The sequence below is a fragment of the Pseudobdellovibrionaceae bacterium genome (assembly GCA_020635075.1).
GTDB lineage: Bacteria > Bdellovibrionota > Bdellovibrionia > Bdellovibrionales > UBA1609 > JADZEO01.
Map to the genome: position 1 here is coordinate 703,018 of JACKAM010000001.1, position 15,161 is coordinate 718,178.

The window sequence follows — 15,161 nt, forward strand, 5'->3', positions numbered from 1 at the left end:
GATGGGGAAAAACTCGTAATATGAGATCCCACTGAGGAGGCCTTGAGGCGTGAAGGCATTTCGTCTAATTCTAAGTGTTGTGCTGATTGTCGGGTTCTATTTGGGACTTCAGATTGGCGGTCCGTGGTGGGATTCCTCCCATTTCAATCAAGGTCGAACCTACCAACTCATTCCTCGCTCAGGGGACGGTGACTGTGCTGATGGGCCCAATGATGGCTGTCGAAGGGAATTGGTCTTTGATTCCGGTGGTCGGGTCCTGTTGGTGGAAGCCGGGCTTGGGCGGTCGGGTACCTACAAGCTAAAGGGTTCCTATCTGCTTCTTTCCCTAAGCGACGGTGAGGGTGGGAAAGAGGAGATTTCCCTGTTGCTTCAGGAAGACAAGCAGATAATTGTCGAACCGGGCAGCACCCGAAGTTGGCGCCTCATGGTAAGGGAAAGCCGTGGAGAATCCTGAACTCTCAGTCATTATCCCTACCCTCAATGAATCGCACAGCATTGCGGTACTCCTCGACGATTTAGGGCGCCAGAGAGGCCTGCGTTTCGAATTGATCGTTGGCGATGGTGGATCGACGGACAATACCATCAATCTTGTAAAGGCTTGGGGTGGTCGAGTGATGAGAGCTCCCAAAGGAAGAGGGGCTCAACTCAACGCCGCAGTAACCATGGCCAGGGCGGATTGGTTTTTGTTTCTGCATGCGGATTCGAGAATTCCAAGCGAGACCTTGTTAAGTGACGCTTTGTTGTACCTACAGGATGAGGTGCAGAGAAATGGAAGCCATCAGGTTGCCGGTCACTTTGGCCTGCAGTTTCTCCGTCGTCATGGAGGCCATGATATGGCCTATCGTTATGTGGAAGAAAAGACCCGATTTAATAGGGTCAATACCACTAATGGGGATCAGGGCTTTCTCATGAGTCGCCAGTACTTTTCGGAGCTGGGAGGGTTTGATGATTCCCTGCCCTTCTTGGAAGACCAAAAGCTGGCAGAAAAGATCCGGAGCCAGGGGCATTGGGTCCTTCTGCCAGGATTCCTGCAGACCAGTGCCCGGCGCTTTGAAGTGGAGGGCTTCCATCGGCGCTACATTTTAATGGGAATCATCATGGGTCTGCACTCAACCGGAGCGGAGAGCTTTTTTAAACGGGCCCCCGCCGTATATAAAGAGCAGGATAAAACCGGAAGTCTTAAGCTGTGGCCCTTTTTCAAAATTTTGTGGGTGATGCAAGTTAAAGATATGGGGCTTAAGGGGAGCGTTAAGGCCTGGTATCGGGTGGGCGAATACGTGAGGCAAAACTCCTGGCAGATGTTTTATTTTTTCGATATCTGGATGCGGTCATGGCTCGGACCCGGCCGCTATCCATTTCTGCGATTTCATGATCAGGTGTTTTATCCGCTAACCAACAATGCGGTGTGCAGTGCTATTAATGGGTGTTTGGTTTTTGTTTGGTTTATGCTGATTCTTGGTCCCTACTTCTTTTTTGTCGATAGCCGGCAGGCCCCACCTGGCAAAAATAAAGCCTCTCACATGGGAGAGGCTTAAACCTTTTGACCTTCTAATTTCAGCTGAGCCCCTTTTGAGGCCCCGTTGGCCTTACATTGTACGCTTGGCCTTTTGCTTAAGGCGAGCGGCTTGGCTCTCCTTCTTCATCACGTCACGCTCAAGCTTACGATTGGTGCGACTGAGATTGCGCTTGCGCTTTTTGTTGCGCTCGATCTGCTTGTTATACTTGGTGATCAGACGATTGGCCTCTTTCTTGCGGGTTTTTAGGATCCGCTCGCGGCGTTCTTCGCGCCGGACATCACGCTGAGCCTGAGACTTGCGATTTTTTGCGTCTATAGCAGCTTGTTCAACCCGGTCGACGTCCTTCTGGAGCTTGGCCAGTTTGTCCTTAAGGCGGTCTCTTTTTCTTTCAGCATCCTTTGCCTGGGACTCAACTCGCGCTTTTACTTCAGAGCTGTTGTCAAAGCGCTTGCTCTGACGGTCGATTTGATTTTGTAAGCGAGCTTTTTTGGCTTCGAGTTTTTTGATCTGAGAGCGGTACTGGGTGGTTTCCTTTTCCGCTTCCTTCAAGCGTTGAGCTGTGGTTTTGGCCCGCTCTTCCTCGTCGTAGACTTCCATTTCTTCCACTTCAGCTTCCAGAGAAACCTCGTTCAAGGTCTCTTCGGCGTTGCTGCGCTCATAGTCATCGTTGGCCCACAAAACGGCTGGAGCCGCCAAAACAACCATAACGGCTGAAGCTAAACACCATTTCTTGATACTCATAACCCGGTACTCCCTATTTTTGAGTCAATGAATCCTTCAGTATGAATCCCCTAAACAGGAGCAAGGCCGATGCCTGCCTGTACCTGGAATAGGAGAGAGCTGAGCCCACCTGGCCGGTAATAATTTCAAAACTAGTGCCTTAAATTGTCATTTTAATGAGTGGTTTCAAAGACTTATGGAGTCATTTAGAGGGCGATGAGGCCGTTGATTTTGGCTGCCTTTTCGTAGATGGCGATAACTAGATCGGCGCAGTCCACCTCTAGGCTAATGGTGGCGCTGACGTAGTTGCCTTTGCGCGAATCGCGGAATTGGATTTCGTTATTGGGAAACAGGGCTTCGACCTGGGGCAGGGAATCCTTGGGGACAATGAACTTAAACATATACTCGCAGGGCCAGTTGTATTCCTTATCAAGAATGGCTTTGAACTTAATGTGGTCACCAGGGTAGCGAGGTTTCATTCTTGTTTGGCCTTACATCTCATATTGAGACAAATTGATTGCTCCAACACTTTATTTCCTATCGGAAGGTCGTGGTCAAATCTAAATCCAGCCACTTCTTTGCAAAGGGCTTATCTAGATCAACCCATCACCGGCTGGCGATGATGGGTCGTCTTTTTCTTGTCGGACAATTAGTAGTTGATAGCCTTGCGACCATTGAGCGATTGGACAGGGCGGAAATTGTTGGAGTAAAGAGCACGAAAGGCCGCCAACTGATCTTTGGAAATCTCCAGGGGAGTGTTGAGTACGTTCCAGTCGACTCCTTGGGTGCATGGCGGAGTGGTGAGGGATCCGGCATAGTTGTAATAGGTAAGCGACTTGGGTAGCATGGCTGAAAAGTCAATGGCATGTCCTGCGGCTTCCATCTCCATCGTTTTTTGCTTGGGAAGATTGGCCCAAATTTTTTCAATCACCGGATTGGCCTTGTCGCCGACTTTGAGCATTCGCCCCACGACGGCCAGTTTTCCAGAAGCTGACTTGTGGACAAAGTGCATTTCCATGGGAAAGTGTTTGCCACTGAGGGTGTGCTCACTTTGGGCGTGAAAGTGAACCTGGATCAGGTCGAAGGTTTCACCGTTGACCACTAACTGGCTTCCCTGATCGGCATTGATCTGAATGGTGTGGCCATTATCAATAATCTTTAAACGCGAAGGTTTATAGTTAAACTGCAGGGGCCTGCCCTGAGAAGGCTTTGACCATTTGAGATCGATGGGGCTTTGCATATCGCCTGCCTTACAGGTGGAGTACTCTGCCGCCAAATCGCCCCACATCTGTGGGCCGAGAACGCCTTCATATCCCCAGCGGGGATGGGCAGTGGCGTGATGCTCCATGTGAGACTTTTCATCGGGGTGCATTTCTTCGTGATGGTCGCCCGGTCCGGCATTAGCGGCTGGGGGTTGAGCTTCGGCATCCTTTTGTTCCTCCATGGGAACAGGTTCTTGTTTGGTGATTTGCTTTTCCTCAGGCAAACCTTGGCTTTTGCTGCTCGAAGAACAACCGGTAACAAGTAGCAGGGTACCACTAAGGGCAACCAGGGACACAAGTGACGAGTGGAGAGATTTTCTCACAAGCATGAAGGACCCCCTAAGATGTTAATACCCTGAAATTCTAGAAGAAAAATGGAGTAAACTGTAGTGATGGTTGAATTCCATCGACAAAGGTCGGGCTTTTGTATCCATACGTATAAACCCATGCTCCAGAAAGGACCGGGCATGAGGCTCTGCTCGCTCTTCCCAGCTGAGTGAGAGCACCTGCTAAGTTAGAACTGGCGCCCTTGGCTGTTGAACCACAAAGTTCTTTGTCAGTGAAGGCGGTCCTTTGCCGACCATTCTCCGCAAATCCTCACGCGCCTTTCGGCCGGGGGCGCGTCTTCGGAGAGCGTCAGCCTGCTGCCGCACCCCGTTCGGCTGAGCCTACTCCCTTCGGTCACTCAGCCTCCTGCCCTGCGCGACGGCAGAGGATTCGGATTTCCGGGAATGGCTCGGCAATCGGACCAATCCCCGGACAAAGGCAAAACACAATTTTGTGGATCAACAATCAAAGGGACCAGTTTTAACTGCGCAACCCGAAATAGAGTCGCCCGAACCCGTGAACCGTTTCGGGTAACGGGTTGCGGGCAATGGGCTCGGAAAACAGCCACAGTTTGCCGTTGGTGTTTAGGTGACGCCCATGTGTTGGGCGCGGTGATGTCCTGAACAGAGGAGGGTTAAATTCTCTAGATGGTTGTTCCCGCCAAGGGAAAGGGGTTTGATGTGATGAACTTCCAGAAATTTGGTTTCTGAACATCGTTGGCCCTGGTGATTCATATGGCCACAGCGGCCGGCAAATTTAAGCATCACCCGGTGTTTGATGGCAGCGGGGAGCGGTCTTCGTTTCTTTGTTTTAGATTCAGCTTTGGTTCTCTTCGTCCCCTTAGCCTTTGGGTGAATACGGCCTGTTGTACTGCGCCTATTCTCATTTTGCCCACACTCCAGACTGTTATTCTGACGTCGATCGCTTGACGCAGAATTTTCGGGAACTTGCCTTAAGACTAGCTAGCGTATCTTAAAATCGGAGTGAGCTTCGCGAATAGGGACTGTCTCCTGGAGAACCTTATGGTACTCCGCTCTCTTAGCATCTGTCTGACCCAGTTGGTATCGATAGGCTTCGACCAGGTAGCGGTTCACGGTTTGGGAAACGGAAGCGACTTCAAACCCGACAGGGAAGTCGGTATCAAAAATGTATCTTAAGGGTTTAACCGCAAATATATTAAAGGGGCACACATAGACCTGTCCTTGTTCATACCAGCTCAGAAGCTGATCTTTACTCACCCTCACATCAATTTCCCTTTGCCAGCGGGGCAGTCCGTCGCTGAAATAGCCGCCTACAGAAAAACTGACGTGATGGTAGGGGGTGCCGATTTCCTGGCGGTGGCGGTCCAGCCCCAGTGTGATGGAGCCAATGGGATCATGTTGCCAAATTTTGAATTCCACCTCTGACATGGTTCGGGTGAATATGATGGAATCCCCAGGGGATTGCTCAATCAAGTAGTGAGCGGCATCTTTGAAACTCAGCTGACCACCCTGATTGCGAATTCCCATTTCAAAAGGGGCCTCCCGGGAATAAAGACCAAAGTCGTTGATGAAAAAGGCGTCTTCCGCTTGAAGCATACGCAGTTTTGGAGCGGACCTTTCTCGGTAGGGGCGCTGGTCTTTTTTGATCCAGGGAGTGAAATCGTACCAAGCGAGACGCCTTCCACGCTGAACGTCCTCGATGACCAGAACCTCCCCTCGGACAAATTCTCGATCCTTGGCGGCCTTGTTGTAAGCCTCTACGGATTCAAACCACACGATTTGCTGGCCACTTTTTTGGAATTGGTAGGAGTGGCTTGGTGTCGATTGCAATTCTAGGTAAATTGCGCTGAAGAATCTGCCAGTAGGCGTCCTGGGCCTCCTTGAGAGTTAGCACAATCGGCGCATGAGAGGCCAACCTGGCGACTTCCTTGCGGCAGCCCGCAGATGCCGGCAGGGCGGTATAAAGCATTAAATTGACTAGGAAAAATAGCGCTGATCGCATGCGAAAAGGTTTTGCAAGGAGCGTTCCAGGTCGTGGTTCCTCGGCTAGGTGTTTCATCTAATAGGTGAACCGTCGCCACCCATTTTGGAAGGCGAATTATTGGTCACAAAAGAGAGTACAAAGGCTAAAAACGATAGACGGCGGAAAGGGCGGCGCTGTCTTCTTTGCTTTCGGTGGCTCCTTGGGTGGATTGGGATTTGCTGTGGCGGTAGTCGAGTTTGACGACCAGATGATCATTGACGGTTCGCTTGAGGCCCGCAGTTTGATCCATGCGGCGGTAGGTGCCGGGGTAATCACTGGTGCCTTCAAAGCGCAGGCCCCAGGCCCACTTGTCATTTGCCTGAGAAGTGAAGCTCACTAAAAAGGCTTGGGTGTCATCTTGTTGGCCGACTTGATCCACATGGTCCAACTCCAGGTGAAGATCCCAATGGTCGCGCATGAGTCCTAAAAGAATCTCGCTAAAGCGCATGGGATCGCCGTGATCTGAGTACTCAATGTAGCCGAGTTTGAGATAGCCATTTTCCTGAGTGTAGCCAATCATGCCGCCATACTCGGGCGAAGTGTTGCCCAAAGAGCCTTTGCCAACGGCGTCTGAGGCAATCAGATTTAAAGACCAAGGGCCTCTTTGGTGGGCGAGCATCAGGCCGTTGTGGGTGCCATGAGAAACATTAATTCCCACCCAAGCCAAGCGGGCAAAAAAATTGTCGGCGGCGTCGTTGGCCTCATAGCCATAGATGGAATCAAATTGTCCAAGAGTCAGAGTCCATTCTCCAACCTTGTGTTCCAAATAGAGTTGAGCCTTTTCTTTGGCCAAGTCAAAGTTGTTGGTCGCGGCGGAATCCGCAATTCCGTCATTGTCCGTATCCAAGGGTCCAGCCCACTTGATCGGCAGGTCTAAATAAAATCGACTGTCTTGAAACTTGTGCTCTACCATCAGAGAGCCGGCGAACAGGCGAAAACCACTATTGAAGGAGTCCTCATCAATCCAGCTGTAGCCCACATCAGCAAAACCAGAAATGGTGGTACTGGAGTCAGAGGTGGAAGCAGGTGACCTGGTGGCGGAGGCCGCAGGCAAAGTTTCAGCGAACGAGTGTGCGGTGGCGAGAGTCAATGTCAAACAAAGCCCTACACGAGCCAGATCCTTAAGCACTTCCACGATGAAGCCTCCCGTTGAGGCCTCATTAGACAAAATGTTTTCCGGATATGCCAAGCGATTTCGGTGGAGGCCCCGAGTTTCGACGCTTCGAATAGGGAATCAAAAAAAGTCTCTGCGAAAAGTGGGACCCAGGGAGCCGGGGGGCTCCAACCAACCAAGTCCTAGTTGGAACCTTTGGCGACCTGAGTCCCAGCTTTTCGCAGAGCAAGTTCCGATTCGATGTGGGCAATCCAGCCATCAAGAGGAGACGCATCTTTTTTGGCTGTGACCTTCTTGGCGACCTTCAATGATTGCAAAGCCTCGTCGAGTTTCCCCATTTGAAAAAGCGACATGCCAATGCCCAGGTGAATCTGACTGGGCCGCTTGAGCTTTCCTTTTTGGAGAGCACGCTTAAGATGAGAGACCGCCTGGGGCCACTTTTCTTGTTCCATATACAGCTGGCCCAGGCGGGACTCTAGATCACCCTTTGAGCTGAGCTGGGCGGCTTGCTTAAGAGCGGCAATGGATTTGTCCAAATCTTCGGCCTGGAGCCATGCAGCCGAAAGGATTTCCCAATTGCGTTGGGTCTTCTCCACTTTACCCGTTGCTAATCCCTGTTCCAACAGTTGAGCGGCTTCAAATGGAAGGCCTTCTTGTAGGCGCAATCCCACCAGGTTCATGATTTCGCCTTGTTCCTTAAACTGATCAATGCGGTTTCCTGTTTCCAGGGAGGCTAGGGCCGGTTTGGCTTCGTTGCTGTTGAGGAGTAATCCGGAGAGCTGTTTCCAATTGGCTTTTTCGTCAGGTTTGAGAGCCGTCAGTTGTTTGGCCCTTTTCACAGCCATTTCCGATTGCCCCAATTCTGAGTGCAGAGCCATGGCGAGACGAATCCAGGCCGGGTTGGCTTTTGGAACTTCGTTCAAGGCCATGGTGATTTGATCCAAAGCTAACTGAAGCTGGCGGTTTTCGGCATAGACCGCGGCAATAAAGGCCCGGGCCTCGGGGCGAATATTTTCAGCCAGTGCCATCCACAACTCCAAAGTCTCTTGGGCCTTGTTGCCATTTTTTCCGGCCATCTGCACTTGAGCCAAGGCAAACATGAGAGTCATGGTTGGCGTGTAGGGAAGAACCTCAAGTTTTAAAGCGCGGCCAAAGCTTTCCTCTGAAGCTTGGTAGTTTTCCATTTGCGCATGGATGATTCCCTGGAGGTGATAGGCCTGGGCCAATTCAAAAGGGCGTTTGCTGGTCGATTTGATCAACAGGTTGGCCATATCCAGAGCCTGATCGTACTTTTCTTTTTGGATCCAACCGTAAATACGCTGGAGTTTCTTGTGAGAACTCTGCGAGACCAGAGCTGAGCGTCTCTCAAGCAACTGCTGTTTGATCTTCTGCAATTCCTGTTTGGGCGGAATAGCGGCAAACGAAGGCACAGCCCACAAACACAGACTGAGGATCAAAACTGAAAGTCGAGTTGTGCGTAACATAATGTCTCTCCTTAGCTCTCCAGTTTGAAGTCAATTTTGACTTTAAGGCCTTCCTGAACAATGGGTTTACCTTCGATGACCTTGGGGCGGTACTTCCATTTCAACAGGGCACGACGGGCCGAGCGGTCAAAGATACGCCTGGGGTGAGAATCCATCACTCGGACGTTGGAGACCGTGCCCGCAGGAGTGATATCAAACTGCAGAACCACCCAACCTTCCACTCCCATCATGGCCGCCTTACGCGGGTACTGAGGTTCCATGCGCACGAGAGGCATGACTTCGCTGCCGCCACCACCGGCTGCACCACCTAATAGAGGGCCGCCACCAAAATTTAATGGTAGATCCATCGCCGGAATATTCATTTGTGCCAGATCCTGTGTCGGTACATCAGCCGAGGCCACATTCATGCGGTCCATGCGCGGAGTTTCTTTGGGTTCGGGAGGCTTTTCCGGAAGTTTACGCTGCCGGGTCTCCACCTGATCCTGGGACTTAAGGCGGACAAATTCGATAAAGCTTGCCGAGTCTTCGGTCTTTGGCAATTGGTGGTCGCCGGTAATCAGTCGTGACATGAAATAAAACAAAGACAAGGTCACGAAAAGTCCGGCTAAAAATGCAGCGCTGGCTCTGAGCATTGGTTACCTCGCAGCTTCATTGGCAGCAATGGACACGTTTTCCACCCCTGCCAGTCGAACTTGGTCCATCACCTGGACAAGTAATCCAGTTTCAGATTTTTGATCAGCTTGGATGACCACCGAGCCTTCTGGACTCTCGGCATGCATGCGCTCCACGTTTGCTCTCACTGAGCGCACATCCACCCGGCGCTTCTGAATCCAAATGTCGCCGCCTTCGGAAATGGCAATCAGAATATTCGCCCTTTCTTTTTGTTCAGCCGTGGCTGCACTCGGACGGTTCACATCCAAGCCTGATTCTTTGACGAACGAAGTGGTGACAATAAAAAAGATCAGCATGATAAAAACCACGTCGAGCATGGGAGTCAAATCAATGCCCGTGTCTTCTTCTTTGTGGCGTTGACGACGGCGGCTCATATTCCACTCTCCTTTGTACGTACAATTTCCTGAAACACCAGGCTCTCAGACAGCTTTTCAGTTTCAACCTTGGCCTTTCCCTCAAGCCATGATCCCATGTAGAGGCCGCTCAGGGAGGCCACCATGCCGGCCATGGTGGGAATGGTGGCCATTGAAATGCCCGAGGCCATAAGCCGGGCGTTTCCGGTTCCGGTCACGGCCATCACATCAAAGACAGCAATCATTCCAGTCACCGTGCCCAACAAACCCAGCAGGGGGCAAACGGAGACCAGAGTTTTAATCAATGGAATGCGCTCAGAAAGCGCTTGCTGCGCCTGGGAGATTTTAGCCAGGCGGATCTGGTGAGCGTCCCAGGAATCTTTGTCACCGCGTTTGTCCCATTCCTGTTTGATGGACTTGGCTAGAGACGGGAAGTCCTTTTTCAAAAACAAACTTCGTTCTAATATCAGGGTCCACAGGGCCAGAGTGGTGGCAAATATTAACGCCAACACCTGACCGCCGGTGGCTAAGAAATCTTGAATGACTTCCCAGGCTTCAAATAGCATTGGATCACCCCTTCTCCCCGCGACTGGCAATCATGCCAGCGCTTTGTTCTTCAAGGATCTGGATCAGGCCCTTGCTCTTGGAGTTCACAAAGTTGTGTAGCAATAGCAGCGGGATGGCGCAGACCAATCCGAACACCGTAGTGATCAGGGCCTGGGAAATACCACCGGCCATGAGTTTTGGATCGCTGGTGCCAAACAAAGTGATGCTTTGGAAGGTCAGGATCATACCGGTCACTGTTCCCAAAAGACCGAGCAGAGGTGCCACGGCCGAGAGCAGTTTAATAGTGCCAATTCCTCTTTCCAGTTTAGGAGTAGAGCGCAAAACCTCCTCATCAATTTTGAGTTCAAGAGTTTCCAGATCCTTTTCCCGGTATTGGGAGAAGACCTGCATGATACGGCCAAGAGGATTGTTGAGGTTGGCCTCAGTCGATGCCAACTGGCTGGTGATCTTCTTGCCTTCGCGGTAAAGGACAATCAGTCGCTCGATCACCAGGATGAGGCCCAAGATCAACAAGGCGATAATGACGTAACCTACAACTCCGCCTTGCTGAAATCTCTCGCCTAAGCTCGGGGCCTGGACCAGCATGGACAAAAGACTTCCCCGACTGGGATCAAGGCTGAAGGCGGCAAAGGATGATCTGCTGGAAGCAAAGTCACTGGCAAGCGACAAATGCTTACCCTCAGGTTGCCTGGCCAGTTCCATGATTTGACCGGTGGCGGGTTGAAAGTGAAGGTACAGGCCATCACTGATCAGGTTAAAGCTCCCCACGCGCACCACGGGTTGAACATTCTTAGTGCCATCAGGGGCGATCACCGAAGCTTTAAAGCGGGTGACCTTTCCTGATTCGGTCATCTCCTGCTGGAGGTGAAACCACAGATTTTCCAGATCTTGGATCTCTGGCAGGGATTTTCTTTCAGCCAAATCGGCCATTGCTTCTTTGCGACCTGGAATTTGGGCTGAAATCACCGAACCTTCGAACTGGCCTCTCATGTCGCCGGCGACTTGTTTGACCACGCCAAACATTTCCCCCAGAGTTCCCAGAACAATCTGCTTTTGGGTTTCAATTCCGGCCAGGTCCTTTTCGTTCTTTTCAAATTGCCGAGTGAGGCCCATTGTGACCTTTTCAATCGCTGCCAGTTGAGACTGGGCTTCCTTCAAAAGCGCCATCTGCTGATCGCGTTTACTCAGGAAATCCTCTTCCCGTTGGATTTGTAGCTCTGCCTTTGTCCCTTGTTCTTTTTTGACCTGGGCCAGGAGCTCGTCCAAATTTGACGGGTTGGCCGAGGCGGGGAGGGAGAAAACAGTCATTAAACTGATTAAAGTGATAAGTCTTTTCATTATTTCACCTCAGCGGTTTGGATGGGGAGCTTCATCAGATCGGGAGCGGCTTCTTTGCGGGCAATGCGCAGACCTTTGCGAATACTTTTGGCGAAAGAGTCATCTAGGGGGAGCCACCTTTTTTGTTGAGGCATCCACTGGCCGGCCTGTTTGCCATCAAGTGTTTGATAGATCAGGGCGAGGCGACCGATACGCAGAAAATCCACGGTCAGGTCTTTGCCATTCACCTGCTGGAGGCCGCGGTAGGCTTCAATGGTTCGACCGTAGTCGTTTTCCACCTGGTAAGCTTCCAACACGCGCCGGAACTTCTCAGAGGTCGAGACATCAGCCCGATTCATCATGGTCTTGAGTTTGCCAATCCGGTCCTGTCGCTCTTCCATCAGGAAAGGAATGTCCAGCTGAACAAATTTTTCCATAGTGGCAATCATGCGCATCATCAGTGGCACCACTTCCCTTTGCGTGTTGCGGATGGAGTCGATGTCTTTTTGAATGGCCTTCATTTCGGCAACCTGGTCGGCCAGGAGCTTTTCCAATTGAGCGTTGTAAATTTTGGTGTTGTCAATTTTCCGTAATGTCATTCGGTACTCATCCAGAAGCCTGCGGGTCTCATCCGAGATCTCGGTGATCTTTTTCTGAGCCTGTGCAGACTCGCTATTGGCCTTTTCCTGAGAGGACAGGACCTGGTTGAGTTTCTGTTGTTCTGTTTCAGCAGGCTGTTGCGCCATGGCCGCCCCTGCAAACAGAAAAGTTCCAAGGATAATGGGTATTAGCTTTTGTTTCATATGGTTCCTCTCGTCCTTCATCCAATTACAGATTTTGTTTGTAGCCCACATAGACGGTGCGGCCGATGGCATCAAACAGGCTTCCGTCCAATTGATTATTGGGATCCGAATCATCCAGTGGGGGAGTGGAACCGGCGATGTTCTTCACTCCCATAGTCAAAGTACCATCCCAGGGCGCAGTGTAGTTGTACTGAAGGTCCAGCTCGGTGTAGTTGTCCAGGTCGCCTTCTTCTTTCACTGTTTTTTCGGTGCCGGCAACGGTACGCGCAACAAGACTCATCTCATTGTTGAGATTGGGAGCGTAGGAGAGCGTGGCCGTATTTCTCCAAGGGGGTAGTCCGCGTTCACCCAGGATGTCTTTAAATCCGGTACCTGGGAATCCTTCTTGCTTGTATGAAAAGATCAGGCCATGCTCGATCTTAAATCCAATCAGGCCCAACTTGCTCTTGTGGCGAATTTCGGTGGCCACATCAAGGCCCGAGATCTCCTGCTTGGAGAGATTCAACAGTGGGGCCGTCACTTCTTCAATGTATCCACTGCTGTCCCGTTTAATGACCACACCATATTGAGCCAGGTTTGCTCCTGCCAGCTCAGCTTTGGTGGCGTCTTCAAGACTCAGGCCCACCACATTGTCGAGATTGATCTGCCACCAGTCAAAACCGAACGAGAACATCTGCGAAGGTTGGTAGATCATACCGAAGTTCACGGACTGCGACTTCTCCTCTTTCAAATTGGGATTCCCCCCAGAGATTCTCAAGTACTGCTGTGGAGTGCAGGAAGGTGTTGAACCACCGGCGGTTTTTTCCGCTTCACAGGCGACATGGTCGATAAAACTCGGGTAGCCTTCACTAGTCGATGCGTAAAGGTCTTGCATGGCCGGAGCCTTAAAGCCTGTGCCGACGGAGGCGCGGAACATCAAAGACTTTGAGGCTTGCCAGCGCATGGCGGCCTTAGGATTGGTGGTTTCTCCGAAGTCACTGTATTTGTCGTGACGTCCGGCAAGCTGCAGCTCCAAATTCTGTGTCAGAGGTGCTGAGATTTCCATGTAACCCGATTGGGTGTCGCGCTCGCCTCCTCCAGACGATCCAGCGTTACCAAAGACTTTTCCTTGGACTGAAAGAGGATCGAAGATGTCTTGGTAGGCTTCGTGGGAGAATGTCCCGCCAAGTCCCAGCGCTAGGGCTCCACCCCAGATATCAAAAAGCTCACCGCTTAGTTTGAGTTCAGTGGCTGAGATTTCCGAGACAGACTCCTGCCAGGGCTTGTAAAAGGCACTGTCCAAAGAGCCGCGAGAGCCGGCAGGGGCCATAGGATTAAAGGCTCCTGTGGCGATCAGATCATCCAGGTCTGCTTCTACCGCATAGCCGCTGACGCCAAAGTCCGTGCGGTGGACGCGATTAGTATGGCTGCTCAGTTCCCAATCCCAGGTGTTGAAGAACTCTCCCTTAAACCCTGCCAGAAACCCAATGGCGGTGGTTTCAATCACACTTTGTCGGTTGCCCAGTTCAATGAGGCGGTAGCGAATCTCCACATCTGACCCAGGAGTCACGCCGGGGAGAGGAGTGCTTCCAGGCCCCAATGTGTCGGCGACGGCGGCAGGTACCTTAAAAATGCCGGGAGAAGGAGCATACACCCAGCTGGCTCGCTTGCGAGTGGCATTGACCCGACCAAAAAAACGATACTGTTCATTGAACTCATAAGTATAGTCGGTCAAAGCACTCAGCTGTTCCAGGTCCGGAAGTGTGGTGGCGAAGTCGGCGTATTTGAAAGTACAGAAGTCACCGCCTGGTGTGGACCTGATTTGGTCGGCAGGGCAGAGGGCGTCGGCTTTCCAAGGTTCTTTAGATCCGTCGCCGTTCACCTGACGGTAAGAGCCAGGGCTGCCAAGGGTGGAGGTGCCTTCAGCACTCCATTTGCGATCGCGGGCAAAAATCTTTTTGTTTTGTCTGTAGTGGACCGTGGTTACTAGTGAACTTTCGGCCGAGCTGGAACCTGTCACCAGGTTCAGCTCCACCTTTTCTCCACCCTTCATGTCGGGGACATGCTGACGAGCCGAGAGCTCCGTGCCGTTGTAATCCTTGCGGGTGATGATATTGACCACTCCACCCAGGGCATCAGAACCATAAGTGGCACTGGCTCCGTCTTTAAGGATGTCGATGCGCTCGACAGCAGCCATGGGGATCAGGTTTAGGTCCACGGCACCGGTGACGGCGTCAGAAGGAAGACGTTTTCCATTAAGGAGGACTAGGGTGCGACTCGCACCCAGTCCACGCAAGCTCACATGGGCAACTCCCGCCGCGTTACTTCCCGAGGCTTCACGAGCAGAACCAAAGGAATTGGTTGTGCTCTCCCGCAAAACATCGGCGACGGAATTGTAACCGGATCTTTCCAGGTGTTCTCTGTCGAGAACCACGACTGGTGAGGGGCCTTCCACATCAATGCGTTTGATGTGAGAACCGGTGACTTCAAGTTTTTCAACGCGTTTATCATAAGATTTGGCCTTTTCAGCAGCGGCGCGCTGCTCGGCCTCGGATTCGACTATGGGAGTGACGGTGACGGATTTGCCAGCATCACCATCGGTATTTTCCTCGGAATTTTGTGCAGCTTCGGATTCAGGTCGAGATTCGGTCTTGGCAGCATCCTTTTTTTCGGGCTCTGACTCTTCTTTTGAGTCTTCTTGATCAGTGGTACTTTCAGTGGCCGGACTATTCTCAGTTGTTTCTTCGCTGGATTGTTCAGTTGCAGCAGGAGCTTCTGATTCTTGACCGTACACTTCCGGCAAGAGAAATGAACTTAAGGCTGCAATCAGTGAAGTCCAGAGTAAAAAACGCCGTATGGCCGAGGCGAAACCCCGACAGATAAGAAACCCCATAGACAGTAATCCCCCATTTGCTGGTGCCACAAAGGGCACACAATGGGGGTATCAGCAAAGTCCGTACCGCTTTGACAGGTGTCATTTTTTCCTGTCAAAAAAGAATCAGACACATCTGAAGGGGAATTCGGTTCAACGGAGCTTTATTT

15 protein-coding genes are annotated in these 15,161 nt (G+C 51.5%); 2 read left to right on the plus strand and 13 right to left on the minus strand.

The features are described 5' to 3' along the window. The first annotated feature begins 49 nt into the window (after positions 1-49). Entirely contained in the window at positions 50-454 is a 405-nt protein-coding gene (locus H6624_03015) for a hypothetical protein (GenBank protein ID MCB9083284.1), read from the plus strand. Continuing rightward, entirely contained in the window at positions 441-1,535 is a 1,095-nt protein-coding gene (locus tag H6624_03020) for a TIGR04283 family arsenosugar biosynthesis glycosyltransferase (protein MCB9083285.1), read from the plus strand. Before H6624_03015 ends, H6624_03020 begins: the two co-directional genes overlap by 14 nt. Positions 1,536-1,586: 51 nt before the next feature. Here the strand turns inward: H6624_03020 and H6624_03025 are convergent, their stop codons facing one another. The 13 genes from H6624_03025 to H6624_03085 all read right to left on the minus strand — a co-directional run bounded on the left by H6624_03025 (position 1,587) and on the right by H6624_03085 (position 15,012). Further along, complete coding sequence (locus H6624_03025; GenBank protein ID MCB9083286.1) at positions 1,587-2,258, minus strand: hypothetical protein; 672 nt, start codon at positions 2,256-2,258, stop codon at positions 1,587-1,589. A gap of 185 nt (positions 2,259-2,443) precedes the next feature. Continuing rightward, positions 2,444-2,716 (minus strand): DUF493 family protein, encoded by a 273-nt coding sequence (locus H6624_03030; GenBank protein MCB9083287.1) that lies wholly within the window; start codon positions 2,714-2,716, stop codon positions 2,444-2,446. A 170-nt stretch (positions 2,717-2,886) separates the two neighbouring features. Further along, complete coding sequence (locus H6624_03035) at positions 2,887-3,828, minus strand: carbonic anhydrase family protein (protein MCB9083288.1); 942 nt, start codon at positions 3,826-3,828, stop codon at positions 2,887-2,889. Positions 3,829-4,410: 582 nt separating this feature from the next. Next, the gene (locus tag H6624_03040; GenBank protein ID MCB9083289.1) at positions 4,411-4,590 is read right to left on the minus strand and encodes an HNH endonuclease; all 180 of its coding nucleotides are present in this window, start codon (positions 4,588-4,590) and stop codon (positions 4,411-4,413) included. A gap of 198 nt (positions 4,591-4,788) precedes the next feature. Further along, on the minus strand, positions 4,789-5,583 hold the full coding sequence (locus H6624_03045; GenBank protein MCB9083290.1) for a hypothetical protein: 795 nt from the start codon (positions 5,581-5,583) through the stop codon (positions 4,789-4,791). Between the two features lie 350 nt (positions 5,584-5,933). Next, a complete protein-coding gene (locus H6624_03050; GenBank protein MCB9083291.1) occupies positions 5,934-6,965 on the minus strand; it encodes an outer membrane beta-barrel protein in 1,032 nt (343 codons plus the stop codon). Positions 6,966-7,126: 161 nt separating this feature from the next. After that, on the minus strand, positions 7,127-8,428 hold the full coding sequence (locus H6624_03055) for a tetratricopeptide repeat protein (GenBank protein ID MCB9083292.1): 1,302 nt from the start codon (positions 8,426-8,428) through the stop codon (positions 7,127-7,129). A gap of 11 nt (positions 8,429-8,439) precedes the next feature. Beyond that, the gene (locus tag H6624_03060; GenBank protein ID MCB9083293.1) at positions 8,440-9,060 is read right to left on the minus strand and encodes an energy transducer TonB; all 621 of its coding nucleotides are present in this window, start codon (positions 9,058-9,060) and stop codon (positions 8,440-8,442) included. A gap of 3 nt (positions 9,061-9,063) precedes the next feature. Continuing rightward, entirely contained in the window at positions 9,064-9,474 is a 411-nt protein-coding gene (locus tag H6624_03065; protein MCB9083294.1) for a biopolymer transporter ExbD, read from the minus strand. After that, positions 9,471-10,019, minus strand: a complete 549-nt coding sequence (locus tag H6624_03070; GenBank protein ID MCB9083295.1) for a MotA/TolQ/ExbB proton channel family protein — start codon at positions 10,017-10,019, stop codon at positions 9,471-9,473. Before H6624_03070 ends, H6624_03065 begins: the two co-directional genes overlap by 4 nt. A 4-nt stretch (positions 10,020-10,023) precedes the next feature. Beyond that, positions 10,024-11,358 carry a MotA/TolQ/ExbB proton channel family protein gene (locus H6624_03075; protein MCB9083296.1) on the minus strand — a complete coding sequence of 445 codons (1,335 nt, stop codon included), beginning with the start codon at positions 11,356-11,358 and terminating at the stop codon, positions 10,024-10,026. Then, positions 11,358-12,140: a DUF3450 domain-containing protein gene (locus H6624_03080; GenBank protein ID MCB9083297.1), complete on the minus strand. Its 783-nt coding sequence runs from the start codon at positions 12,138-12,140 to the stop codon at positions 11,358-11,360. The genes H6624_03075 and H6624_03080 overlap by 1 nt, the downstream gene beginning before the upstream one ends. Before the next feature lie 25 nt (positions 12,141-12,165). Then, the gene (locus H6624_03085; protein MCB9083298.1) at positions 12,166-15,012 is read right to left on the minus strand and encodes a TonB-dependent receptor; all 2,847 of its coding nucleotides are present in this window, start codon (positions 15,010-15,012) and stop codon (positions 12,166-12,168) included. Positions 15,013-15,161 lie beyond the last annotated feature (149 nt).